Raw genomic sequence first — 25691 nt, forward strand, 5'->3', positions numbered from 1 at the left:
GATATGAGCTTAGATCTCTCGCAATTCATTCCAACTTTCTTAGAGGAAAGTTTCGAAGGATTGGAGTTAATGGAATCAAGCCTGCTTAATTTGGAGCACGGCGACGATGAAACCATTAACTCTATATTCCGTGCTGCCCATTCAATTAAAGGTGGAGCAGGCACATTTGGCTTTGGTCACGTAACGGATTTTACTCACTTAGTTGAAACTTTGTTGGATGAGATGCGCGATGGTCGACGCGAAATAAAAAACGAAGAAGTTGAAGTACTGCTAGCGTCAGTTGATTGTATTCGACTAATGATTGAAGCTATTCAAAATGATGACGACTACGATCCTTCATCGATCGAAGAAACTTCAGAGCGATTGTCTATTTTACTTGCCAATGGCGAAGATAATGCCAGTGACGGTAAAAGCGTTGCTGCTGACGAGCCAATGTTACTTGGCAAAATTTGGCAGATCACCTTTATTCCGGAGCATCATTTAGTTCAGACGGGCAACGACCCATTACTGCTATTTAATGCGTTAGAGGATTTAGGTGAGTTGATTGTTTTAGCAAAAACAGAACAATTACCTTCAATCACCGAAATTGATGTTGAAGAACTCTATATTCACTGGCAACTTACATTAATGTCAGACAATGCAAGCGAAGCGGATATTCGCGAAGTATTTGAGTGGGTTGAAGATGAATGTGAGCTGGACATCAATTTACTTTCCGATGACACACCTGCACCGCCATCATCAGTTGACGAGCAGCCCGTTAATAAGGCGCCAAATACCATTACTGTTGACAGTGAAACTATTGAAGAATTGCCTTCGCACCTTAATGAAGCTGATGTCGCATTAGAGCAAGCGGCCAGCAAAGCGTTGGCTGAACAAGAGGTTGCTGCTGAGAATAATGCGCCAGCGCAATCTTCATCTAGTCAGCCTACTCAAGCTACTAAACCCGCAGCTAAGACGCAGACTTCTAAAACACCTGCTAAGGGCAAGGGTGATACAGGTTCAATTCGCGTAGGTGTTGATAAGGTCGATAGCTTAATTAACCTGGTTGGTGAACTAGTTATTACGCAAAGTATGTTGTCAGAATTAGGCAATGACTTTGACCTTTCAAAGGTAGAAAAACTAACTGCTGGGCTTGAGCAGCTGTTACAAAATACCAAAGAGTTGCAAGAAAGCGTGATGCGTATTCGTATGCTGCCAATAAGCTTCGCTTTCAACCGCTTTCCTCGCTTGATTCATGACTTGGCTAAGAAAACAGGCAAAGACATTGAGTTAATTATCAACGGCGAGAATACCGAACTCGATAAAACTGTGATGGAGCAAATCGGTGATCCGCTTGTCCATTTAGTGCGCAATGCTGTTGACCATGGTATTGAGCCCGCTGATAAACGTCTGGCAGCTGGTAAATCAGCACAGGGTACAATTTGGCTGGATGCCTATCACCAAGGTGGCAGTATCGTTATCGAAATTAAAGATGACGGTGGCGGTATCAACCGTGAAGCTGTGTTCAATAAAGCGCTAGAAAAAGGCTTAATTGATGCGAATGCTTCGTTAACTGACCAACAAGTCTTTGATCTTATTTTTGAACCAGGTTTTTCAACCGCTCAAGCAGTAAGCGACATTTCTGGCCGTGGTGTTGGTATGGATGTCGTTAAGAAAAACATTCAAGCATTAGGTGGTCGTATACAAGTTGATTCGGTGCCGGGTGAGGGCAGTACGTTTAAAGTTTACTTGCCGCTTACATTGGCAATTCTGGACGGGCAATTGGTTAAAGTTGGCGACGAAGTTTTCGTCGTACCGCTGATTACCATCGTCGAATCACTGCAAGCAAAAGCCGATTTAATTAACCGCGTATCTGGCGACATGGTGCTTTATCGCTTGCGTGAAGATAATGTCCCTGTGATTCCAATTTTTGAGCTGTTTAATTTACCAGCTGAACATCAAACCGTAGATAACGCCTTGATGGTGGTGGTAGAAGCCGATGGTCAAAAAGTTGGTCTTATGGTTGATGATCTCTTAGCACAACAGCAAGTCGTGATAAAAAGCCTTAAAGATAACTACCAAGATGTAGCCGGTATTTCCGGGGCGACAATTTTAGGCGACGGCTCAGTTGCTATGATTTTAGACATCCCAGGCATCATCTCAATGGCACAAAAGATCGCTGCTGAAAAGCAAGCAGAGCGAATCGCTAACTATTCAAAAGCGCTTGAAGGAGCAGTGAATTAATGGATATTCAAGCACTCGCGAAAGACATTCCGGTTGAAGGTGAATACTCGCTTGAAGGTATAGACTTTATTACCAATGGTGAGCAGTACCTCACGTTTCTTTTAGAAAATGAGCAATACGCGGTTGATATTCTGTGTGTTGAAGAAATCAGAAGCTGGGAAAAGCCAACGCGTATCCCGAACTCCCCAAGTTATGTCAAAGGGGTGATTAATATGCGTGGTGTTATCGTGCCTATTATTGATCTGCGTTTAAAGTTTGGTATCGGCAAGCCTGAATATACCGAAACAACAGTTGTTATTGTGCTTAGCTATGAATCGGACGAGCACAGCCGAACGATAGGCTTTGTGGTTGATGCAGTATCTGATGTATTAAATGCAGAAGAAAACGAAATTAAAAATGCGCCAACGTTAGGCGGTGTTATCCCACACCATTATGTTGATGGCTTAGTCAACGTTGGTGATGGTGTCGTGACTTTGCTGTCAGTAGAAGAGCTTCAACAAATAGAAGCTCACAGTATTGGTTAATCTGACAATGATTGAACTCACAGAAGTGAGAAAAAATTGCTTAAGAAAAGGTTGGTAGCAAGTTAATGGAACAAGAATATTTAACTTTTGTGCTAAGTGGCGAAGAGTTTGGTGTCGACATTCTATGCGTTCAAGAAATACGAGTATTATCGACTGTCACTGAACTGCCCAATAAGCCTGATTACCTGAAAGGGGTAATCAATTTACGTGGCGTAATTATACCTATTGTCGATCTACGACAACGCTTTGGCCTTGAGCCACTAAGCTATGATGATAAAACCGTGACCATTATTTTGCGCAGCCGCAACCCTGAAAAACCTATGGTTGTTGGCATTATTGTTGATGCGGTTTCTGAAGTTTACAAGTTTGATCCAACCAATGTACGTAAACCGCCAGCACTTGGCAGCAAACTCGACAGTAGCTTCTTAAAAGGGCTTGCTACCGTAGAAGAAAAACTCATTATTTTATTAGACACGGCAACGCTTCTTAATGAAGACGAGCTATTCAGTGTTGATATGGATGAAACCCCGGTTCTGACAATGTCATAACGGCAACGTAGTTGTTCTTTGTTGGTAACTATCAACAAAGAAGTTGCATGCCTGAATTATCAGGCGGGTAATAAAAGCGTAAACCTAGGCAGGGAAGATGACTCCAAAGCAAATATCAACTGTGCAAGTAAGTTGGGCAAAAGTACCAGCAGAACAAAAAATGCTTGGTCTAAGTGCTTTTACCTCGCTTGTGCAGCAAAGTAACTCGCTAGATTGGCTAGTGGCTCACCTCGGACTTAATAGCACCGATGAAATCAGTATATCTGCCGATTTACTCAATAACTTTGAAAAGTTAATCAATGATCTAACAAATCCACTTGAGCTTGAACTCGCTATTAAAAAAATAGCGGATGTTCATCAAGTCCATGGTTTCGACGAGCAAGCGTTCAATTCAATTGCTGAAATAGTGTTTGCAAGTATCGAAACCGCAATACAAAAACCTTTAAGCGTTGCAGTAAAAAAAGCTTGGACTGCTGTTGCCAAATCCCTATTTAAAGCAATCGTCCAAATAAGCGAACAGCAACAACAAATCGTTAAGATAGTGCAAAAAGAGGCATCTATGGATACGTCAACCAAAGCAAGCAATGATTTAGCGGTACGACTACAAGGAGCACTTGATCAGTCGTCAACTGCTTTTATGATGATCGACCGCGACTTTATTGTTACTTATATCAATGAAGCTACCATGCAATTGCTGACCAAGCATGAGCAAGTTTTCCAGCAAAAGTGGCCAGACTTCGTTGCTGACAAAGCTAAAGTTGTTGGCAGCTGCATCGACATTTTTCATGTCAAGCCTGAGCACCAAAGAGCGCTACTTTCCGATCCAAGCAATTTACCTTGGAAAACGGATATTCAAATAGAACATTTAACAATTGAGTTAAACGTAACGGCCATTAACGATGCTGATGGCGAGTACATAGGCAACTCGTTAGAGTGGCAAGATGTCACCGATGCACGTGCCCAGGAAAATAAAGCTGTGCAATTACAAGGTGCTGTTGACCAATCGAGTACGCCTAGTATGTTCATCGATCGTGATTTCAACATCACCTACGCGAATAAAGCGACGTTGGACTTATTAAAGCGTCATGAAGCTACATTTGCTCAAAAATGGCCAGGTTTTAGTGCTGATGAGTCTGCGTTAATTGGTGCTTGCATTGATGTTTTCCATGTTAAGCCTGAACACCAGCGCAAATTATTGAGTGACCCGTCCAACTTGCCATGGACAACGGATATTCATATTGAGCATTTAACGTTTCAACTCAATGTAACCGCTATTAATGACGTTAGCGGCAATTATATAGGCAATGCACTTGAATGGCACGATGTTACCGAAGCGCGCACAAAAGCGTTAGAGGTTGGGCGTTTAATGTCTGCTGTTGAGGGTATGACAACTAATCTGATGATGGCGGACTTACAAGGTAATATTGTTTACGCCAACCCTTCGGTTATCAAAATGTTAGCGCGCAGAGAGGATGACTTACGTAAAGTCTTTCCATCTTTTAGTGCTAGTAATATTGTCGGAACGAACTTCGATATTTTTCATAAGAACCCAGCTCATCAGCAAAATTTGCTGGGAGACATGAAAAACATGCCATATACCACTGAGATTTCAGTCTCAGGGTTAGTGTTTGAATTGATTGCTATTGCACTAAAAGACGAACAGGGCAATCACGTCGGCAATGCGGTGCAGTGGCTTGACTTAACTGAGCAAAAAGATGCGCAAGGGCAAGTTGAAGGCTTAATTAACGCCGCAATTCAAGGCCAACTAGATACTCGCATTACAACGGAAGGTTACCAAGGCTTTATGCGAAAGCTTGGTGATAGCATCAATGGCTTAATGGATACGATTATCCAACCAATTAGCGAAGCTAAGAATGTCGCGCAAGCGCTGGCGAGAGGCAATTTAACTCAGTCGATGGACGGTAGCTACGACGGTGAATTTTTAGCGCTTGCTGATGCAATGAATGAATCAATCAGAAACCTAAGCAATATGGTGAATGAGATCCGCTCAGCATCGACCAATGTTTTTGATTCAGCTCGAGAGCTTGCTGAAGGCAATAACGAGTTGAGTCACCGTACTGAGTCGCAAGCTTCTAGCCTTGAGCAAACAGCATCGGCAATGGAAGAATTAACCAGTACCGTTCAGCAAAATGCAGAAAATACGACTAATGCCACCAAGCTTTCTGTATCCGTCGTTGAAAAAGCGAAAAGCGGGGGAGCTGTTGTTAATAATGCGATAACGGCGATGAGCGATATCAATAAATCGAGTAAAAAAATAGCCGATATTATCAGTGTGATTGACGAAATTGCTTTCCAAACGAACCTCCTCGCATTAAATGCAGCGGTAGAGGCTGCTAGAGCAGGTGAGCAAGGGCGTGGCTTTGCTGTGGTTGCTGCAGAAGTAAGAAACTTAGCACAGCGCTCTGCTGGCGCTGCAAAAGAAATTAAAGGCTTGATTAACGATAGTGTGGAGGCTGTTGGCCTTGGCACAAAACTTGTCGATGAAACTGGCCAAACATTTGAGCAGCTTGTCAGCGCAATCGAAGAAGTGGGTAGCATGCTAGCTGACATTGACAATGCGGGTAAAGAACAATCAGCCGGTATTGGTGAGGTGAGTGCGGCTGTTAGTCAAATGGATGAAATGACACAACAAAACGCTGCCTTAGTCGAAGAAGCGGCCTCTGCCAGTAAATCAATGGAAGAACAGTCACAAGGGCTTTTAGAGCAGGTGGCTTATTTTGACAATGGCGAACAAGAGCAGGTTGCTCAAAGCACCGTAACTCGAGAGGTAACGAGAAAGCCTCAACTTCGCGCACCTAAACCAACTCGTCAAGCAAGAGCCAAAACGATTGCTGACGACGAATGGGAAGAGTTTTAGGTTTAACTAGATGAAGGATGTAAGAGAAAATTCTTATCAGCTAAGTGGTAAGAATTTTAAATTTATTTGCGATTACGTTTATGACTCCGCTGGCATTGTGCTGGGTGAGGCTAAGCGTGAGATGCTCTATCGTCGCTTAACCCGAGTTATTCGTGAACGAAAACTACCAAGCTTTGACGCTTACTGCGATTTACTGAGATCTCAACCAGAGCAAGAGCGAACGTACTTTATTAATGCTATCACCACGAATTTAACCAGTTTTTATCGTGAGCAGCATCATTTTGACTACCTTGCTAAGCATGAATTTCCTAAATTACTGAATAAAAATAGTGACTCGAAGCGCATTAGGCTCTGGTCGAGTGCTAGTTCAACGGGGGAAGAGCCGTATAGCCTGGGAATTACTACTCATCAAAGCTTTGCACCGGTGCTAAGTCAATGGGACATAAAAATTCTCGCAACCGACATTGATAGTAATGTACTGGCAACGGCAAAAGAAGGCGTTTATACCGCAAACCGTGTTGAAGGTATCTCACAATCAATTCAACAAAAGTATTTTAAAAAAGGTACTGGTGCAAATGAAACGAAAGTTAGAGTTATCGATGAGGTTCGCTCATTAATTACGTTTAAACAGTTGAATTTGTTACACGAATGGCCTGTTAAAGGGCCATTTGATGTGATTTTCTGCCGTAATGTGATTATTTACTTTGATAAAGCAACTCAGCAAGACTTATTTGCTCGTTATTACGAGTTACTAGCTCCCGGTGGTTTATTGATGTTAGGTCACAGTGAAAACCTAGGCGAGTACCAGCGTTATTTTGAAAACGTAGGTAGAACAATTTTTAGAAAGCCTGAATAGATTTTATAGGTCAAATGAGACCATCTTAAATAAATACGCCTTATTAATATTGGCAAATATAGAGAGTAGTAATAGCAAGTATGGTAAATGCACACGAGAAATCGGCGCTTAGATCAGCACTAGCACATTGTGCGTCTGAGTTTAAGCATGTGAACCACTACTGGGACAAACAACGCAATACGGTTGTGGCCAAAATATTACCCGGCGAATTTTACATGACGTCAGACGAGGTACTTATTTCTACCACGCTCGGTTCATGTATTTCAGCGTGCATCTGGGATGAGCAAGCGCAAGTGGGGGGCATGAATCATTTTATGCTACCTGCCACAGATAAGAATGCAGATGAAGTAGACTGGGGTCAGCGCGGCCTTGCTTCAGATGCTACTCGTTATGGCAATTTTGCGATGGAGCACTTGATCAATATGCTGCTTAAACAAGGGGGATTGCGCAGAAACTTAAAAGCCAAAGTATTTGGTGGCGGCAAAGTGTTAAAGAAAATGTCAGATATTGGTGAACGCAACACCGCTTTTGTTTTCGACTATTTAAAAACCGAACGGATAGAAGTTATCAACCATGATGTCGGTTCTATTTATCCAAGAAAAGTAATGTTCGACCCACTAACCGGTCGCGCTTTTGTCAAAAGATTAGATAATTTACACAACGATACGATTGCCCAGCGCGAAAGTGATTACCGCACGCGCATCGACCACGAAGTGGTTGAAGGTGATGTCGAATTGTTTTAAAAGTGAAATCAGTGAATATGAATAAATCTAAGGTGCTCATTGTCGATGATTCGTCGGTAATTCGTGGCTTGTTAACAGAGATTATCAGCTCAGATCCTGAGCTTGAAGTTGTGGGTGAAGCAAAGGACCCATATGTCGCCAGAGAGCAAATAAAAAAGCTTAACCCGGACGTGATAACTTTGGACGTTGAAATGCCTAAGATGGATGGCATCACTTTCTTAAGCAACTTAATGCGCTTGCGCCCTATGCCTGTGATCATGCTGTCAACGCTAACAACGAAAGGCGCAGATATTACGCTTGAAGCATTAGAGCTTGGTGCTGTTGATTTTATTGCCAAGCCAAGTTTTGAGAAGTTACTAGCTAATCGCTATGCATTTAAGGATCTGCTACTTGAGAAAATCAAATCAGCCGTAAAAGTTGACCAAAAGAGCTTTCAGTTATCATCAGCGATATCATCCGTTAAGTCAGATAAACATACCACTTTGCCGTTTGCAGGCTGTAAACGAGCAAATCATATTGTCGCGATTGGCTCATCAACAGGTGGTACAGATGCCTTGAGACAATTGATCAATCAATTGCCTGTGAATTGTCCGCCAGTGGTCATTGCTCAGCACATCCCGCCAAAATTTAGTGAGCGTTTTGCTAATCGGTTGAACGGCCATGTTGCGGTCACTGTTCAAGAAGCAAGGCACGGTCAGAAATTAAAAGACGGTAATGTGTATGTTGCTCCCGGTGACAAGCACTTGCAGGTGGTACACAAAAATGGTGCGTTATTTTCTGTGTTAGATGATTCTGAACCTGTTAACCGCCATAAGCCATCTGTTGATGTATTATTTGATTCGCTTGAGCCAATAGCTGCTAATGCCCAAGCTGTCTTGCTGACGGGTATGGGGCAAGATGGCGCTGCAGCGATGGCGAGGCTGAAAAGCCATGGCGCTCGTACCATGATCCAAAACAAAGCCACTAGTTTGATATGGGGAATGCCTGGAGCAGCTTATGCGTTAAATGCCCATACTAGCGAGCACGCGTTACAAGACATCGCCCAAGAAGTTCTTGCATATGCAGCATTAACTCGCGAAGAAATGAAAGGGGCTCTAAATGCTTAACAACCAGAATGTGCAACTTAAGCTACTAATTGCCTTGTGTTTAGTCGCGATCATTAACCAAGTTGCACTGCAACTTCCTTGGCTAACAACAGTTTTCTTGGTGATAGCGACTGGCATAGTCATCAATTTATTGAGATCAGAAAGTTCTCAGCAAGCTGACAGCAGTCAACTAGAAGATACTCAGCTTAGCAATGTGACAGATATGTATGATGCCGCCTTGCTTAAAGAGAGCGTCGAGCAAATGTCAGCGCTGATTGATCAAGAAGTAAGTGTTATAGAGCAGGAGCATCAGCGAGTTACTGGTTTAGTTCGTGACGCGATTAGCGGAATTTCATATAGCTTTAAAAGTCTGCAATCGCTGAGTCAAGAGCAGCAACAAATGATCAGTGAAGTGATAGAAACCAATCAAAATATTGGTGATGAAGGCGGAACAACACTGGCTTCGTTTGTTGAAGACTCAAATCAAACACTCGAAGACTTTGTGAGCGTTATTATCAATACGAGTAAGCAGAGTTTAGAAACCATGTCATATACCGATGAAATGGTTAAAAAAATTAGTGGTATATTTGGTTTACTAGAGCAAGTTGAAAATCTAGCTAGCCAAACAAATTTACTCGCGTTGAATGCGGCAATTGAAGCAGCTCGCGCTGGTGAAGCTGGTCGAGGCTTTGCGGTCGTTGCTAACGAAGTTCGTGCACTTTCGGTCAACTCAACCGAGTTAAACAACGACATTCGCGCTGAAATTTCAGGTGCGCAAGAAACCATTGAAAAATTGCGTAGCTCTGTAGAAGTAATGGCGTCAGCAGACATGACTTCAACACTTCAAGCGAAAGACAATGTCAGTGTTATGATGGAGCATGTTGGGCATGTCAACGAGCAAACTACCAATATTGTTGAGCGCTTAGCGACGATATCTGCACAGATCGATGAAACGGCGGTAACCGGCGTTCGTTCTTTGCAGTTTGAAGATTTAACTTACCAAACCATTGATTCTTTAGCGTTTAATTTGAATAATTTAGCTAAGCTTAAGCAGGTACTGGCTGGAATTTCTACGCTGGAAGATATGAGCCAACAATTAAATGAAGTTAAGCAAGTTTGTGCCGACGCTGTTGCAGCGAGTAAACAAGCTAACGAAGAAAGAACAGTGTCTCAATCGTCAATGGACGAAGGCGATGTCGAATTATTTTAATGAGGAGAGTTGTAAATGTCAGTCAAGAAACATGTAAGTTCAAACCTAAAAGAAATCACCATAGGAATTGATGACAGATTTGATTTTTCATTGCACCAATTATTTCGTGACAGCTACATTGGCGAAGTCGCTCAAGGTGCAGTATTTACCTTAGACTTATCAAGAACATCGTATATGGATAGCTCGGCACTAGGTATGATTTTACTACTGAAAGACCACGCAGAAAAATTGTCAGGCGAGGTTATCATTAAACAGCCTAATGAGTCTGTTGCAAAAATTTTGGAGATTGCTCAGTTCCACCGTTTGCTAAAAATCGAGAATTAAGCATATGGCCAGCCCGCAGGAACGTCATTACAAATTGGCATTGGTGGTTGATGATTCAGTCATGCAATGTAAGGTGCTTGGTGTACTTTTAAAAGAAGAAGGCTATCGCGTGTTTACCGCTAACGACGGTGCGCGTGGTGTAGATATGTATATCAAATATCAGCCGGATCTTGTGCTGATGGATATCAACATGCCCGTGATGAACGGATACGAGGCCGCACGGAAAATAAAGTCATTGTCGAAAAATACCTTGGCACCGTTAATCTTTATTACCAGTATGGATACTGACCAAGCATTTATTGAAAGTATTGAAGCGGGCGGCGACGGGATATTAGTTCGACCTTTTTCACCGGAAGTGTTCAAAGCCAAAATCAAGTCGATTCAGCGCATTAGTGATCTTTATGCGCAGGTTAAGTCGCTACAGCAGGCGCAACAACAAGACGCAGAACTAGCTGAGCAGTTGATGTCTGGCGTAATTGAATCGCGTAACTTTGCCCTTGACCGAATTGATATCCTAAAAAAACCTGCTGAGTTATTCAGTGGTGATATTCAATTAACAGCACAATGCCCAAATGGCGACGTTAATGTGTTGTTAGGGGATTTCACTGGTCATGGTTTGCGCTCATCAATTGGCGCGATACCGTTAGCTGAAACGTTTCGAGTGATGACTAAAAAAGGCTTTAGCCTCTTTGAGATCATCGTTCAAATAAACAATCAGCTATACGATTTGCTGCCATCAGATCTGTTCTTAGCCGCTGGCTTTGTCAGTATTTCAAGTAGTGATGCCACGGCTTATGTTTTTAATGCGGGTTTGCCAGACACGTATGTTTATGATCAATTGGGTGAAATTAAGCATAAAATTGCGTCTACACATCCGCCACTTGGGGTTATTCAATCGTTGTTGCCTGGCAGTAAGCTAGATGTCGTATCCGTTGCCCCAACCGACAGCGTATTGTTATTAAGTGACGGTATTATCGAAGCGGGTAACCATGGCGGGGAAATGTACGGCATCGAGCGCTTTGAGCAAGCAGCAAAATTAGGTGTTGTTAATCAAACACTCGGTGAAACTGTACTTAACGATGTTGAACAATTCTGTCAGGGGGCACTGCAAGAAGACGATATCTCACTAATTAGTGTGCCTTGCGGTGATTGGGCAAAATCGGTAGCAGTGAACCCTCCCGCGGCAGTTAAACCAGCACCTTATGGCACCTTTGTTGACTTACCCGACTCTGGTGCATTATGGCAGTGGAATATCGTCTTATCCGGCGAGAAGCTTGCTAAAGTAAACCCTATTCCAATTGCGATGAGTTTTATCCAAGAACTCGAAGGTGGTGGGGAGCAATGGCAAAACCTATTTACCATCTTAACTGAATTGTTTGTTAATGCGTTGGATCATGGCGTATTGGTACTCGATTCATCATTAAAACAAGAAGCAGAAGGTTTTGCGCTGTACTTCCATGAGCGTGAAAAAAGGCTCCAACAATTAACCGATGGGACCGTTGAACTATCGTTGAGCTATTACCAACTAGCCGATTCAGGCCGCATGGATATTGTGATTAAAGATAGCGGCAAAGGGTTTGACCATAAAGCATTTCTAGAGAAAATTTCATCGGCAGAAAATGTTGAATTGGCGTTAAGTGGCCGCGGCATTATCCTAGTGAGCCAACTTTGTGAGCAATTAGACTATCGCAAAGGTGGGAGCGAAGTGACAGCAAGCTACTTGCTGTCATAATAAATAGCGTTAAAAGTACAATTTTATTACATATTATCCAGACAGGAACGCTGCAAATGTAAACCGTTTATGTTGCTGTTGTATAGGCTCATATTTGGTAAGTGCATTTGTCGAAAATTAAGGACTTTTGAATGACAGAATCAAAAAAGACCGTATTGATTATTGATGATGATAGTCAGTATTTAGAGTTGTTGGCAGAATGCCTTGAAACAGTCTTTACCGTTGAAGTTGCAGATAGTTTGAGCTTAGGGGAAGCGAAAATTGAGCAGCATGGCAAATTTGATATTGCTTTAGTTGATGAATATATAGGTCAAGAAGTTGGTTCTGAATGGATAAAAAAATGTGTTGATAGCCAACGCGGTGCTGAGTCATTTGTGCTTTATTCAGGGCTTGCTACTGAAGAAGCTATTCTCAAAGGCCTAGAGTGTGGCGCTGATGATTTTTTAGCAAAACCTATCTCGCTTATTACGCTTAGTCAAAAGCTAGAAAAGCTGATTAATTATCAAGACAAAATTCATGATTTTGAAAGTGAGTTAATGTCAAAAGATCGAGTTATCAATGTCTCGATGGCGCAAGCATCTAAATACGGTGCTTGTATGCAGCTTACCTCTCGTTTAAACCAATGCTTTAGCTTTGAAGAAATTCGCGATCAAGTTTTTTCATTTTTTTACAGCATGAATTTGCATGGCTGTATTGCCTTTTATCCTCTGCAAGAAAAACCGTTGTTTTACAGTTCTAAAAATGGCTTATGTTCGCCCGTAGAAATCGGTGTGATGGAGCTACTTAAAGTAAAGCCGCGTCTTTATCGCTTTGGTACGCGAACGATTTTCAATCATCCGCTAGTCTCAATTTTGGTGCTGAATTTAGAGGAAGGCGCAATCGATACCGATATTTATATCGATGCATTGGCCTCTGTCATCGAATGTATCGGTGCGCGTATGGCATTTATCACCTATAAAAATTCATTGGTTGAAGTGCAGGAACAGATTCAACAAGCTGTCGTGAAAACGAAGAAAATGATCGAAATCTCAAAGCATCATCAACAAGAGGTGATGAATGAAATTGTCCAGAATATGGGCATGAGTTTTCATGTGTTAGATATGAGTGAAGATCAAGAAACTTATCTAACCGACTTAGTGCACAAAGCATTAAAAAAACATACCCAAGATGATGTTAACTTTTTAGAAGTTACACAATTACTTGATCAAGCATTAGGCAGCGTTGATAGCCTGAAGTCGCTTAATCAGCAGCAAACAGTAGTAGAAGATTTTGATGAAGATGATGAGCTATTTTGATGGCTGAAAGCATCTCATTAACAGAGCTGCCAATTGCGGTTGTAGAGCTTGATAGTGATGGAGATATCACTGCAGCTAATCCTGCATTGGCTAGCTTAGTTGGTCTCAACCCAGAACAATTAGTGGGTAAGCCCTTAGCCTCGATATTAAAAGATTACCCCCTTCATTCTGTAAAACGTGCATTAGCGAGTGAGATAGCAAATGAGCTAGACCAAGCCAGTCAAGCCACGCAAACTGGATCTCACAAGCAACATCAATCGCTGTGGTTACTCGAGGCGGCAAACTCAAGTTTGTCTTATGTCACCGTTAAAGAGCATCAAGTTGGCGATAAACTATGGCTGTTTGTTGTACCTAATATTACGCCGCCCAAAGAAATTAGTGAACCGCTTAGGGAAGACACTAGAACGACACTAGAAGCGCTTGATGAAACCTACTGGGAATGGGATATCGCATCAGATCTAGTGTACTTTTCACCAGAATTGATAGCCATGCTTGGCTATAAACGCCAAGCGCTTTCAGTACCAAGTAGTTTTTGGCAAAAGCATATTAATGAGCAGCAATGGCAAAACATGTTGCAACAAGTCGATCTATTACTTAAAGACCAACAAACAAGTTTTAATACAACCTATCAAGTTACTACTACTAACAATCAGGTGTTATGGGTGAATGCCACGGCAAGGCTGAAACGTGATAGCGACGGCATACCGGAGCGGATGTATGGTGCAGTGCGCAACGTGACGGAAACCAAGTCACTTATACAACAATTGCGCAAGCAAAATAACTACCTTTCACTTGCAGAAAAAATCAGTAATTCAGGGCATTGGCGTTATGATGTTGTTGAACAAAAAATGTTCTGGTCAACTGAGCTATATCGAATATATGGCACTGAGCCGCATGCATTTCGCCCGAATCTAGAGAATGAACTTGTGTTCCATTCGAAAGCTGAACGTGAACAAATTCGCAATGCTTTTAAGCGCAGTATTGAGTGTGCGCAAAGCCTTCACCATAAATCCACCATATTACAAGCAAGTGGTAAGAAAGCGAAAATCGAAACTATAGGTGAAGTGGAAGTTGATTCAGATGGTAAGGTCGTTGCGCTATTTGGTATTAGTCGAGACATTACTCGTAGTGAAGCGGTATTTGAAAAACTTAAGCTACTCGCGCTCGTTAATTACACCATTAAAGTACCAATCTTCTTTATTGATGAAGATGACAACGTGGTATACCAAGATATTTCGCCTCAGCAGGGCGGCAGTAATACCGCTTTGTTTGACTATGTAAATTTTAGCATTAGTGAGTATATGTCGCTGAAAAAAACTGCTCGGCAATATGGCCAACTCAAACGAACTCACATTAGCTTTGATGACTACAATAACGTTTTTGATTTATCCGTCACATACGAAGCCGATAAAGGGGTCTACATCTGGATTGTTGAAAATGTTACCGATAAATTCAGAAAAGAGCAGCAGCAAGCCATTAGCAGTCGCTTAGCCTTACTTGGCAACACATTTGGCAGTGTTTCGCATGATATTAACAATGTGTTAGGTGTTGCCCTTGGCGCGATCGAAATGCTTGAGCTTAAGTTTTCGCAAGGTGAGCAAAATATCTCTCGGTACATTGAGCGTGTGAAGAATGCAATAGACAAGGGAAAAAGTGTTACAGAGCGCTTATTGGCATTTACTAAAAAGCCGATGGTTAAAGTGGTTAAATTCGACCCACTAAAAGACATACTTGATAACCAATACTTGTTTAGACAAGTGTTAGTCGCCAATATCGAGCTTGAGATAAATTTACCAGATACTGAGGCCTCTATAAACTTTCCGCAAGGTGAGTTTATTAACATTCTGCTTAATCTCGTGATCAATGCACAAGACGCGATTAAGGAGCAGGAAAAAGCACTTGCCCAAAATGAAGGTGGAAAAATTCAGTTAACCGCTTACTGCAATGCCAAAGGCAGTTTAGAAATACATGTCAAAGATAGCGGTATTGGCATTGTCTCGGAAAATCTTACAAAAATATTTGATCCGTTTTATTCGAGTAAGTCAGTCAGTAAAGGCCACGGCATTGGCTTGGCGAATGTCTATAGCACTATGTATAAACACAATGCGCAGATAAGAGTCTATGGCAAGTCAGAACTCGGTGGTGCGCATTTTGTGCTTGAGTTTCCGTGTAATTGTGTTGAAAAAACTAGTGTTGCTAGGTCAGCTGATAAAGCGCTAGATTCATCAAGCGGTCAGCTAGGCGGGGTTAATCGCCAGCGTATTTTAATTCTTGATGACGAAGCGAGTATTGCTGAATTTGTTGCTTTATTTTTAGAAAGCATTGGCGCTGAAACCGTACATGTCAGTAATAAAGTAGACTTGATAGAGGCTATTGATCTCAAAGGGCCCTTTGATGTTTTTATGACAGATATGATCTTGCCTGACACCTCCGGTCGTGAAGCCACAGCATTGGTGCAGCAAAGTTATCCGAGGGCGAAAATCTGCTCGATGAGTGGTTATATAGATAACGATGATAAGAGTTGGCCATACCCAGTACTGCGCAAGCCATTCAATTCCGCTGAGCTATCTCAATTTTTTAGCAATTTGAATAACTCCATGTAAAATTGAAATATAAGCTCAATGGAAGTAACGAGATGACAACAAATAATGGGAAAACACTCAGGCAGCGAAAGTTTTGGCGATCGCTAAAGTTCAAAGTACCGCTGATCAGTTTTGTTATTGCCTTATTTGTTGCCACTGTAATGAGCTTAACGTCATATTTTGAAAGCGGAAAAATCCTAAAACAACATGCAGAGCAAGATTTAGCGGAAAATGCTGAATTTGTTGCTGCTATGGTTAAACGCTATTTCAGCGTAAACTTTGAAGATGCCGTTGCGATCAGCGATGCTCACTTAGTCGAACAATTGGTTGATGACAACACCGCAGCAAACTACGGCATTAGTTTCTCTGATCAGCGGCGTCAGTTTAATGCTGCCTTTGCATCTTTGCTATCTGCAAAACCTAAGTTTGTCACTATCTCATTGTTATCTAGCAAAGGTCAGATGATAGCAGCTCAATATACCGTTACCGATCATGTGCAACAACAAATCATCAAATATGCCATTAACCGCAACAGCACCGAAAGGGCAACAAAAGATACCTACTTTCAGCAAATTGAAATAGCTGACGCAAAGCAGTCGTTGATGGTGTCAGTTAACCCCATGTACCAAGGTGAGCGGCATGTTGCGAGTCTAATTATTGCGTTTAATCTGGCATCACTTGATGAACTATTAACAACGTTTCATAAAGTAGGCGAACATATATATATTGCTGATAGCGAGGCGAATCTCGTCTACCAAAGTGAGCAAAAAACTGATAGCGGATTCTTAGATAACAAGTGGCAAGAGCGTCTGAAATCACTCGCAATCAACAATGCCGCTGCCGATAGCGCACCTCAAAGTCCTACCTCAATTCGCATTTCTGAACAAGTTGAAGAGCTGCAACCCATGCAGCTAAGTACAACAAAGCAAATTGTATTTAATGAGTACGGGCAGCCGCTCAAGCTTAACCTGCTTTTTTATCATGACGGTCATCGACTTTCCGCTGAGTTTGGCAAATTAGAAGAGCGCGTATTTTTGCTGGGGGTGCTACTAGCGCTGATAGCTTTTGGACTATCTGTGCTTGGTTCGAGACGGATTATTGAGCCGTTGACAAATATGATCGCCAGTATTAGCCAATATGAAAGCAAAGGCGAAGTATTACCTTTACCTACAGCGAAACGAGATGAAACAGGGCGATTGGCGCGTAGTTTTGCTCGCTTGCTTCGACACGTAGAGCAGCAAAAAGAGTCGATGAATGATACCTTAGCTGAATCACAAGAAACGTCAGCTAAGCTCCAGTCTATTCTTAACTCGATAACTGATGCTGTGGTGAACTTTGATGAAAACGCCAACATCGTTGCCTTTAACCGTTCTGCTGAGCGCATGTTTGGTTATCGCGCAGCTGATATGATTGGTAAACATCTTACTGAATTGTTACCGCACGATACTGCTATAGAGTTTGATCAAATTGCGGCTGAATTTAGTGACGTGGGCTCAAGTTGCCGCTCTATGGCTGGCAAAGAACTACCTGCGATGCGCATAGATGGTGAAGTTTTTCCCGTGCTCTTAGTTGTTTCGCAAGTCGCGATCGACCAAGGCGTTATGTATACCGGCTTAATCCGCGACAATACCTATTACAAATTACTTGAATCTGAGCGGAAATCAGCACTACGTGATGCCAATGAGCTTGCCTGGCGGCTAGATTTTGCTTTGTCAGCGCCGCAAATCGGTGTTTGGGAATATAACCGCCTGACGGGGCGTGTGTCATGGGATAAGCGTATGTATCATTTGTACGGCTATGACCAAAGTGATGGTGGTTTACCGGAACAAATATGGCTAAAAGCGGTACACCCGAAAGATCGCCAAATTGTTGATAATGCGATTGAGCAATCATTGTCAACTGGGCAAGACTTTAATGTGACTTTTCGCATTAATATGCCAAACGGGCAAATAAACTATATTGAGTCGCATGCCAAAGCGATCATTGAGCAAACTGCAGAAACCGTCCGTTTGGTGGGTACTAACCGCAATGTCACTGAACAACGGTTATTACACGACTTGAAGCAGCAAGCGCTTGATATGGCACAAGAATCTCTACGCTCTAAATCAGAATTTCTTGCCAGTATGAGCCATGAAATTCGCACGCCTATGAATGGCGTGATTGGAATGCTTGGTTTATTAGAGCAAAGTGACTTATCGGCAAAGCAACGCCATTATTTACAACTTGCCAACGCTAGTGCTTTTTCTTTACTGAATTTGATCAATGACATTTTAGATTTTTCGAAAGTCGAAGCAGGAAAGCTAGAGCTTGAAATTTTAGACTTTGATTTGCGCTCACATCTTGGTGATATAGCTGAATCTATGGCGTTAAAAGCACAAGACAAAGGTGTAGAGATTATCCTAGATGTCAGCCAAATAAGCTTATCTATGGTTAAGGGCGACCCAACTCGCTTGATGCAAATAATCACTAATTTGGTCGGTAATGCAATTAAATTTACCGAACGAGGTGAAGTGGTTATTCGCGCGAAATTGTCACCAGCTTTAGTAGATGGACAAGATGTGCTTAAGTTTGAATGCCAAGTTATTGATACTGGAATTGGCATTGCAGGGGATAAATTAGAAAAACTATTTGACTCTTTTACACAGGTTGATGCCAGTACTACCCGCCGTTATGGTGGTACAGGCCTTGGTTTGGCAATCGTCAAGAAATTGTGTCTGTTAATGCAGGGTAGTGTCAGTGTAGAGAGCTCGTTAGGTATTGGTAGTAAGTTTACCTTTGATTTGATTATGCGACGCAGTGAGCAAACGCCAGTGGCGATTCCCGATATTAGTTTCTCAGGCCATCACGTCTTAGTGATTGATGAAAATGCGACCAATCGCAGTGTGCTTGCCGAGCAACTATCTGTTTGGGGCGCATCAGTTGTCACTGCTGACAGCGGAGAATCAGCGTTAGAGACCATTGCTAAGCGGCCTTCTGGTTATTTTGAAGTGGCAATTTTAGATCGACAGCTATCCGATATTGACGGTGTGACGCTTGGACAGCGCATAAAATCAGCTGTAAACGCTAAGCACATAAAATTGATAATGATGACGTCGATGAGTGAGCGAGGCGATGCTAATTATTTTGCTGAGCTCGGCTATAGTGCCTATTTCCCTAAACCAGCAACCACCAGCGATTTACGTAACGCTATGGCGGTTGTGCTCAGTAAAGGGGCGGATAGCGGCTCCGATGGTTCGCCCATTTTAACACATTACAATGTTCACCCCAGCGCCTCGCCGTCTGCACAAGATATGTCGTTTAAATCGATGCGTATTTTGCTCGTAGAAGATAACCGAATTAATCAGGCAGTTGTTCAAGGTATTCTTGGCAATGGCGGTGGGCGAGCGGATATCGCTAACCATGGCAGGGAAGCGTTGGAGCAATTAGCTCAATCCCCCTCAAATGCGGCATACGATATTATTTTGATGGATTGCCAGATGCCTGAAATGGACGGCTATCAAACGACTCAAGCTATTCGACAAGGAAAAGTGGGCAACTTTTATAAAGATATACCGATCATAGCAATGACGGCAAATGCGATGAAAGGGGATAGGGAAAAGTGTTTGGCCGCTGGTATGAATGATTACCTCTCAAAGCCTGTGGATGCAGAAAAGCTCGGTGAAACACTGTGTCACTGGGTTAAAAAGTCAAACAACTACAACCAGAAGGTAGAATTACTATCGAATGTAGAGCAAGCGAACATAATAGAAGAAGAGCCAAGCGACTTAAAATTAGCGCCTCTTTGGGATAAGCAAGCCTTGTTTAAGCGTGTGAGAAATAATGAACAGTTGGTGCGTAATTTAGTAGAGTTGTATATAAATGAAGTGCCAGAACTTTTTGAACAGCTAATTGAAGCGCTCGCGCAAAGCAATATGACTGAAATTTTGGCTTTTGCCCACAAGCTTAAAGGCTCTTCAAATAACTTAGGGGGGATACAGCTAGCTGATATTGCACTTAAAATAGAGCTTGCAGCGAAAGTCGAAGATATTGCACAGTTAAAAGAGCTTACGCAGGCATTAGATAAAACTTATGTTGAGTTTATCGAGCATCTTAGAGCGTTTTTATCACAGCCAATTGAGGCATGAAAACGCATAATTTTATGACTAAGTAGAGCGGTAAAGTACTTATTACTCGCCTATTTGCTAAACTTATCTATGATTTTTAACGTGTTAAGTTAAGTTTAGGTCTTATACGAATATACTTTATTCGCTATTATTAGCAGCGAATGGCATTGATTAAGGACTATTTATGTACACAGTTTTGGCAGCAGATGATGCCAAAGATACGCTAATGCTACTTGAGTTTGACCTACAAGCTGAAGGTTATCAAGTGTTGAAAGCGGAAGATGGCGAAAGTGCATTAGCTGCAATTGATAATAACAATGTTGATATCCTACTACTTGATTTGTATATGCCAGGAATGTCAGGCATTGAGACGTTAAAACAGCTTAAAGCCAATCCTGAGCAGGCCAACATACCAGTTATTATGCTGTCTGCGTCTGATGATGAAGACAAAATAGTTGAAGCGCTGGAACTAGGTGCTCACGATTATATTACTAAGCCATATATCGCTAAAGTACTGCTCGCGCGAATTCGCAATGCGATTAGACTACGCGAGAAAACACTGACACTTGAGAATTTAGCCCAAACAGATTTTCTTACTAAGCTCAATAACAAAGGAAGCTTTGAACAACTGAGTTTAAAAGCCATCAATCAGGGCTCTCGTGCAATGAATAACATGGCAATAGCTATGATAGACATCGACCATTTCAAAGCCGTTAACGACAATTATGGTCATGAAGCGGGTGATATCGTGTTAAAGCAGTTTGCTCAGTTACTTGCTCAAACCTTTAGAGACTACGATATTATTGGCCGCGTAGGTGGTGAAGAATTCGCAGTTTGTATGCCAGAAGTCAATCAGCGCGACGCTGTTAATGCTTGTGATCGTTTTCGAAAAGCAGTAGAGCAAACGCCAATGGAGCTTGGAAACGAACAAATTTTTGTCACGACCAGTATTGGTGTCGCTTGTGCTCAACATATTGAAGTCGGTTATGACTTTAATCAAATGATGCAGACTGCCGATAAATTTCTTTATGACGCCAAACAACTTTCCCGAAATGTGACGTTAAGCCATCCTCCTGAAGGGCAAGAAGAAACTGTTCAGCAAACTCCTGCGCAAACAACCGCAGTCAACGAAAATAGCGAGCAGGGCTTTGTTGGGATAGATTATCAAGTTGGTCTAAGCAATGTGCTTGGTGATGATGACTTATTCAAAGAGATACTTAAGATGTTCTTCGATGATCACCACCAAGATGGCATTAAAATTCAGCAGGCAATAGATACTGACGATCAGGCGAGTGTTAAACATTTAGTGCATACCCTCAAAGGAGTTGCATGTTCAGTTGGCGCCATGCAGTTATTTGACCGAGCTAAACAACTAGATTTTGCTGTTAATGATGGCGATAAGGAAAGTTATCAAGGATTGTTTGACAATGTTTCGTTTGAATTAAATCGAGTAATTACAGGTATTAAAACAGAGCTTAATATTAGTTAAACGAATACGTTGCAACAATAAACAGTTGCTATGATATACAATAAAAAAACCAGCTTAACGCTGGTTTTTTAATGCTTGCTGTTATATCAATGCATGGTATCAATCTATGGTCAGCTCGATATCGCTAGTTGGCACACAACAGCAAGGAAGAATTTCCCCTTCACTTACAAAAGCCAGCGGTTCGCCTTGAGGGTATCGAATTTGCCCTTTATCAAGTCTGACACGGCAAGCGCCGCAAAATCCATCCCGACAATGGTAATGCACTTCGATGTTAGCTTCTTCTAAACACACCAGCAAATCTGGCTGTTTATCTGTGAATATAACCTCTTGGCCATTGGCGATTACCTTGTGTGGACTTTCGTTAGTATCGCTTTCACTCATTTTATAAAACGATAGCCCTATAGCTTTTCAATATCATCGAGTTTATTGAAGATCTAAAGGTCAAACTCTTCGAAAGCGTCATCGGCAACAGCCGCATCTACTTGACCAACTAAATAGCTCGAAATTTCAGACTCTTGCGGTGCAACCTGTACGTTATCACTCACCAAGTATGCGTTCATCCATGGTAGTGGGTTACTTTTCACGTTAAACGGCGATTCTAGGCCGATAGCGTTCATACGCTGATGACTGATGTATTCAATGTATTGGTTTAGTATTTGAGCGTTTAAGCCGATCATTGAGCCATCTTTGAATAGGTACTCTGCCCATTCTTTTTCTTGCTCAACGACATCAAGGAAAATTTGACGGCCTTCTTCTTTAAGCTCATCAGCGATTTCTTTCATTTCTGGGCAATCTTTACCAGACATCCAGTTGTTAAGAATATGCTGAGTTCCGGTTAAGTGTAATGCTTCATCACGGGCAATCAACTTGATGATTTTTGCATTACCTTCGAGTAACTCACGTTCTGCAAAGGCAAAAGAACAGGCAAAACTGACATAAAAACGAATGGCTTCTAACGCATTGACCGAGCAAATAGCAAGGAACAAGCGCTCTTTCAATTTACGCGTGCTCACTTCAACCATTTCGCCTTCAACTTCGTACGTGCCTTCGCCTTGTGATTGAAGTAATTGCGTAGTCAAAATCACGTCATCAAAATATTTTGCGATACTGCTTGCACGATTTAAAATCGCTGGGTTGACCACAATATCGTCAAATACTTCACCAGGCTCAGTAAATAGGTTACGCAAAATATGGGTGTATGAGCGAGAGTGGATGGTCTCACTAAATGCCCAAGTTTCAATCCAAGTTTCTAGTTCTGGCAATGAAACTAGCGGTAGTAATACAGCATTTACTGAACGTGCTGCCATACTATCAAGCAAGGTTTGATACTTTAAATTCGAAATGAAAATATGCTTTTCAGATGGCGTTAAGCCTTGCCAATCAGCGCGGTCTTTTGATACATCAACCTCTTCTGGACGCCAGAAGAAGGAAAGTTGTTTTTCGATTAGCTTTTCAAAAGCCATGTATTTTTGTTGGTCGTAACGAGCAACATTAACACTATTACCCAAAAACATCGGTTCAAGCAGGGCGTTTGTTGGGGTTTGATTAAAAGTTGTGTAAGTCATTAATAACTCCAAATGTCGTACTTAGCTGACATTTTTGAATGTGCATCTTGATTGCTATTGTTCTAATTTACTGTTTTTTATCTTGCATGTGCGAGTGTTTAAAACTGATGCTTCAACACACGAACAAGCCGCATGTCATATTATGCAGCTAGCAACTAGGCTATTTGCATTGACCATGCGGCTTTGTATTACGGAACGTGTAAAGCTAAATCTTACACGCACCGCCTTCGCAGCCGTCATCTTGCTGGCTGTCGTCTGCACCATCACGAGTATTGTGGTAGTACAAGGTTTTAACACCTAATTTGTATGCCGTAAGTAAATCTTTAATGATCTGCTTAACAGGTACTTTGCCGCCTTCGTAACGCGATGGATCATAGTTCGTATTGGCGGAAATCGTTTGGTCGATAAACTTCTGCATAATACCAACAAGCTCCAAATAGCCATCGTTGCTCGGAATATTCCACAGTAACTCGTAGCTATCTTTCAAACGTTTGTACTCAGGTACAACCTGTTTTAACACGCCGTCTTTACTTGCTTTAATACTGATTAAGCCACGTGGTGGTTCAATACCATTAGTTGCATTTGAGATTTGCGATGAAGTTTCAGACGGCATCAAAGCTGATACTGTTGAATTACGAACGCCGTGCTCTTTGATGCTTTCGCGTAACCATTCCCAATCAAGGTGAAGCTGTTCGCCAGTAACTTTATCGATATCTTTTTTGTACGTATCGATAGGTAGAATGCCTTTACTTAATTTTGTTTCATTAAATAATGGACATGCACCTTGTTCTTTCGCCAATAAGTTAGACGCTTTTAGCAAGTAATACTGAATTGCTTCGAAAGTACGGTGCGTTAGGTTATTAGCGCTACCGTTTGAATAGAAAACACCGTTTTTCGCTAAGTAGTAGGCGTAGTTAATAACACCTATACCTAACGTACGACGACCCATAGTTGCATTGTGTGCCGCAGGAACTGGGTAGTCTTGATAATCTAATAGGCTATCAAGTGCTCGAACAGCTAAATCTGCAAGGCCTTCTAATTCGTCTAAGCTTTCAATGGCTCCTAGGTTAAATGCCGATAGGGTACAAAGTGCAATTTCACCATTAGGATCATTTACATCTGCCATTGGCTTAGTTGGTAAAGCAATTTCTAAACATAAGTTACTTTGGCGAATAGGCGCTTGTGCAGGGTCGAATGGACTGTGTGTATTACAGTGGTCAACATTCTGCAGGTAGATACGACCTGTACTTGCACGCTCTTGTGCAAATAAACCAAACAACTCTATTGCCTTAATGCGCTTTTTACGAATTGACTCGTCTTGCTCGTATTTTACGTAAAGCTCTTCAAATTTGTCTTGGTCTTCAAAGAAAGCGTCGTATAAGCCAGGTACGTCACTTGGGCTAAATAGCGTGATTGATTCACCTTTGATCAAACGCTGGTACATTAGCTTGTTAAATTGCACACCATAGTCTAGGTGACGAACTCGGTTCTCTTCTACACCGCGGTTGTTTTTAAGCACTAATAAGCTTTCTACTTCGAGATGCCATAGCGGGTAGAAAAGGGTAGCTGCGCCACCACGTACACCACCTTGAGAACAGCTTTTTACCGCCGTTTGAAAGTGTTTATAAAACGGAATACAACCGGTATGGAAGGCTTCACCACTTCGAATTTCGCTGCCTAGCGCACGAATTCTACCAGCGTTAATGCCAATGCCAGCACGTTGTGATACATATTTTACAATTGCGCTAGACGTTGCGTTAATTGAGTCTAAGCTGTCGTCACACTCAATCAACACACACGATGAGAATTGACGTGTTGGCGTACGTACACCAGCCATAATTGGTGTAGGTAATGAAATTTTAAAGGTCGAAATAGCGTCGTAGAATCCTTCGATGTAACGCAAGCGGCTATCAGCTGGGTACTTAGCGAATAGGCAAGCAGCTACTAAAATATAGAGGAACTGAGCACTTTCATAAATTTCACCCGTCACGCGGTTTTGAACTAGGTACTTACCTTCAAGTTGCTTTACGGCAGCGTAGCTGAAATTAAGATCACGACGGTGGTCGATGTAGCTTTCCATTTGCTCAAATTCAGCTTGCGTATAATCAGCCAATAAATGCTGGTCATACTTACCACTTTCAACCATGTTAACAACATGATCGTATAGTTTTGGTGGTTCAAATTGACCGTAAGCCTTTTTACGTAAGTGGAAAATTGCTAATCGTGCTGCAAGATACTGGTAGTCAGGTGATTCTTCAGAGATCAAATCCGCAGCTGCTTTGATGATAGTCTCGTGAATGTCAGAAGTTTTAATTCCGTCATAAAACTGAATGTGAGACTTTAATTCAACTTGCGAGACAGAAACGTCATCAAGGCCTTCTGCAGCCCAAGCAATTACTTTGTGAATTTTTTCCAGATCAATGGCTTCTTTATTACCATTTCGTTTAGTTACAAAAAGATTACTATTCATGAAAGACCTTGAGTGTGTTTTATTCTTCTTATTTTTTGAGCAGATACTGTTGCGTAATTACTCA

17 protein-coding genes are annotated in these 25691 nt (G+C 41.9%); 14 read left to right on the forward strand and 3 right to left on the reverse strand.

All coding sequences use genetic code 11. The annotated features are described in order from the left end of the window. The first annotated feature begins 3 nt into the window (after positions 1 to 3). From DXX92_RS08090 to DXX92_RS08155, 14 genes are all read left to right on the forward strand, one after another. Positions 4 to 2223: a chemotaxis protein CheA gene (locus tag DXX92_RS08090; RefSeq protein WP_115999987.1), complete on the forward strand. Its 2220-nt coding sequence runs from the start codon at positions 4 to 6 to the stop codon at positions 2221 to 2223. Then, on the forward strand, positions 2223 to 2747 hold the full coding sequence (locus DXX92_RS08095) for a chemotaxis protein CheW (protein ID WP_115999988.1): 525 nt from the start codon (positions 2223 to 2225) through the stop codon (positions 2745 to 2747). The genes DXX92_RS08090 and DXX92_RS08095 overlap by 1 nt, the downstream gene beginning before the upstream one ends. Positions 2748 to 2812: 65 nt before the next feature. After that, positions 2813 to 3295: a chemotaxis protein CheW gene (locus tag DXX92_RS08100; RefSeq protein ID WP_115999989.1), complete on the forward strand. Its 483-nt coding sequence runs from the start codon at positions 2813 to 2815 to the stop codon at positions 3293 to 3295. A gap of 97 nt (positions 3296 to 3392) precedes the next feature. After that, positions 3393 to 6173 (forward strand): methyl-accepting chemotaxis protein, encoded by a 2781-nt coding sequence (locus tag DXX92_RS08105; protein WP_115999990.1) that lies wholly within the window; start codon positions 3393 to 3395, stop codon positions 6171 to 6173. Positions 6174 to 6183: 10 nt separating this feature from the next. Then, complete coding sequence (locus DXX92_RS08110) at positions 6184 to 7029, forward strand: CheR family methyltransferase (RefSeq protein WP_115999991.1); 846 nt, start codon at positions 6184 to 6186, stop codon at positions 7027 to 7029. Between the two features lie 80 nt (positions 7030 to 7109). Next, positions 7110 to 7772: a chemoreceptor glutamine deamidase CheD gene (gene cheD / locus DXX92_RS08115; protein WP_115999992.1), complete on the forward strand. Its 663-nt coding sequence runs from the start codon at positions 7110 to 7112 to the stop codon at positions 7770 to 7772. Positions 7773 to 7789: 17 nt separating this feature from the next. Next, on the forward strand, positions 7790 to 8878 hold the full coding sequence (locus DXX92_RS08120) for a protein-glutamate methylesterase/protein-glutamine glutaminase (protein WP_115999993.1): 1089 nt from the start codon (positions 7790 to 7792) through the stop codon (positions 8876 to 8878). Next, on the forward strand, positions 8871 to 10067 hold the full coding sequence (locus DXX92_RS08125) for a methyl-accepting chemotaxis protein (RefSeq protein WP_115999994.1): 1197 nt from the start codon (positions 8871 to 8873) through the stop codon (positions 10065 to 10067). The genes DXX92_RS08120 and DXX92_RS08125 overlap by 8 nt, the downstream gene beginning before the upstream one ends. Before the next feature lie 15 nt (positions 10068 to 10082). After that, a complete protein-coding gene (locus DXX92_RS08130; RefSeq protein WP_115999995.1) occupies positions 10083 to 10391 on the forward strand; it encodes an STAS domain-containing protein in 309 nt (102 codons plus the stop codon). A 4-nt stretch (positions 10392 to 10395) separates the two neighbouring features. Then, positions 10396 to 12123 (forward strand): ATP-binding SpoIIE family protein phosphatase, encoded by a 1728-nt coding sequence (locus DXX92_RS08135; RefSeq protein WP_115999996.1) that lies wholly within the window; start codon positions 10396 to 10398, stop codon positions 12121 to 12123. A 131-nt stretch (positions 12124 to 12254) separates the two neighbouring features. Then, the gene (locus DXX92_RS08140; protein WP_115999997.1) at positions 12255 to 13418 is read left to right on the forward strand and encodes a response regulator; all 1164 of its coding nucleotides are present in this window, start codon (positions 12255 to 12257) and stop codon (positions 13416 to 13418) included. Next, positions 13418 to 16021 (forward strand): hybrid sensor histidine kinase/response regulator, encoded by a 2604-nt coding sequence (locus DXX92_RS08145; protein WP_115999998.1) that lies wholly within the window; start codon positions 13418 to 13420, stop codon positions 16019 to 16021. The genes DXX92_RS08140 and DXX92_RS08145 overlap by 1 nt, the downstream gene beginning before the upstream one ends. A 32-nt stretch (positions 16022 to 16053) precedes the next feature. Next, positions 16054 to 20124, forward strand: a complete 4071-nt coding sequence (locus tag DXX92_RS08150; protein WP_115999999.1) for a response regulator — start codon at positions 16054 to 16056, stop codon at positions 20122 to 20124. Positions 20125 to 20287: 163 nt separating this feature from the next. After that, a complete protein-coding gene (locus tag DXX92_RS08155) occupies positions 20288 to 21592 on the forward strand; it encodes a diguanylate cyclase (protein ID WP_116000000.1) in 1305 nt (434 codons plus the stop codon). A 99-nt stretch (positions 21593 to 21691) separates the two neighbouring features. Here the strand turns inward: DXX92_RS08155 and yfaE are convergent, their stop codons facing one another. The 3 genes from yfaE to nrdA form a co-directional block, all read right to left on the reverse strand. After that, positions 21692 to 21973 (reverse strand): class I ribonucleotide reductase maintenance protein YfaE, encoded by a 282-nt coding sequence (gene yfaE / locus DXX92_RS08160; RefSeq protein WP_116000001.1) that lies wholly within the window; start codon positions 21971 to 21973, stop codon positions 21692 to 21694. Between the two features lie 53 nt (positions 21974 to 22026). Then, the gene (gene nrdB, locus DXX92_RS08165) at positions 22027 to 23157 is read right to left on the reverse strand and encodes a class Ia ribonucleoside-diphosphate reductase subunit beta (RefSeq protein ID WP_116000002.1); all 1131 of its coding nucleotides are present in this window, start codon (positions 23155 to 23157) and stop codon (positions 22027 to 22029) included. Between the two features lie 205 nt (positions 23158 to 23362). After that, positions 23363 to 25627: a class 1a ribonucleoside-diphosphate reductase subunit alpha gene (gene nrdA / locus DXX92_RS08170; protein ID WP_116000003.1), complete on the reverse strand. Its 2265-nt coding sequence runs from the start codon at positions 25625 to 25627 to the stop codon at positions 23363 to 23365. Between the last annotated feature and the right edge of the window lie 64 nt (positions 25628 to 25691).

This window comes from Thalassotalea euphylliae (assembly GCF_003390395.1).
GTDB classification, from domain to species: domain Bacteria; phylum Pseudomonadota; class Gammaproteobacteria; order Enterobacterales; family Alteromonadaceae; genus Thalassotalea_F; species Thalassotalea_F euphylliae_C.

Bases quoted from the DNA above. Each gene is read 5' to 3' on its own strand.
- DXX92_RS08090 (WP_115999987.1), top strand. From the start codon at position 4: ATGAGCTTAGATCTCTCGCAATTCATTCCAACTTTCTTAGAGGAAAGT.
- DXX92_RS08095 (WP_115999988.1), top strand. From the start codon at position 2,223: ATGGATATTCAAGCACTCGCGAAAGACATTCCGGTTGAAGGTGAATAC.
- DXX92_RS08100 (WP_115999989.1), top strand. From the start codon at position 2,813: ATGGAACAAGAATATTTAACTTTTGTGCTAAGTGGCGAAGAGTTTGGT.
- DXX92_RS08105 (WP_115999990.1), top strand. From the start codon at position 3,393: ATGACTCCAAAGCAAATATCAACTGTGCAAGTAAGTTGGGCAAAAGTA.
- DXX92_RS08110 (WP_115999991.1), top strand. From the start codon at position 6,184: ATGAAGGATGTAAGAGAAAATTCTTATCAGCTAAGTGGTAAGAATTTT.
- cheD (WP_115999992.1), top strand. From the start codon at position 7,110: ATGGTAAATGCACACGAGAAATCGGCGCTTAGATCAGCACTAGCACAT.
- DXX92_RS08120 (WP_115999993.1), top strand. From the start codon at position 7,790: ATGAATAAATCTAAGGTGCTCATTGTCGATGATTCGTCGGTAATTCGT.
- DXX92_RS08125 (WP_115999994.1), top strand. From the start codon at position 8,871: ATGCTTAACAACCAGAATGTGCAACTTAAGCTACTAATTGCCTTGTGT.
- DXX92_RS08130 (WP_115999995.1), top strand. From the start codon at position 10,083: ATGTCAGTCAAGAAACATGTAAGTTCAAACCTAAAAGAAATCACCATA.
- DXX92_RS08135 (WP_115999996.1), top strand. From the start codon at position 10,396: ATGGCCAGCCCGCAGGAACGTCATTACAAATTGGCATTGGTGGTTGAT.
- DXX92_RS08140 (WP_115999997.1), top strand. From the start codon at position 12,255: ATGACAGAATCAAAAAAGACCGTATTGATTATTGATGATGATAGTCAG.
- DXX92_RS08145 (WP_115999998.1), top strand. From the start codon at position 13,418: ATGGCTGAAAGCATCTCATTAACAGAGCTGCCAATTGCGGTTGTAGAG.
- DXX92_RS08150 (WP_115999999.1), top strand. From the start codon at position 16,054: ATGACAACAAATAATGGGAAAACACTCAGGCAGCGAAAGTTTTGGCGA.
- DXX92_RS08155 (WP_116000000.1), top strand. From the start codon at position 20,288: ATGTACACAGTTTTGGCAGCAGATGATGCCAAAGATACGCTAATGCTA.
- yfaE (WP_116000001.1), bottom strand. From the start codon at position 21,973: ATGAGTGAAAGCGATACTAACGAAAGTCCACACAAGGTAATCGCCAAT.
- nrdB (WP_116000002.1), bottom strand. From the start codon at position 23,157: ATGACTTACACAACTTTTAATCAAACCCCAACAAACGCCCTGCTTGAA.
- nrdA (WP_116000003.1), bottom strand. From the start codon at position 25,627: ATGAATAGTAATCTTTTTGTAACTAAACGAAATGGTAATAAAGAAGCC.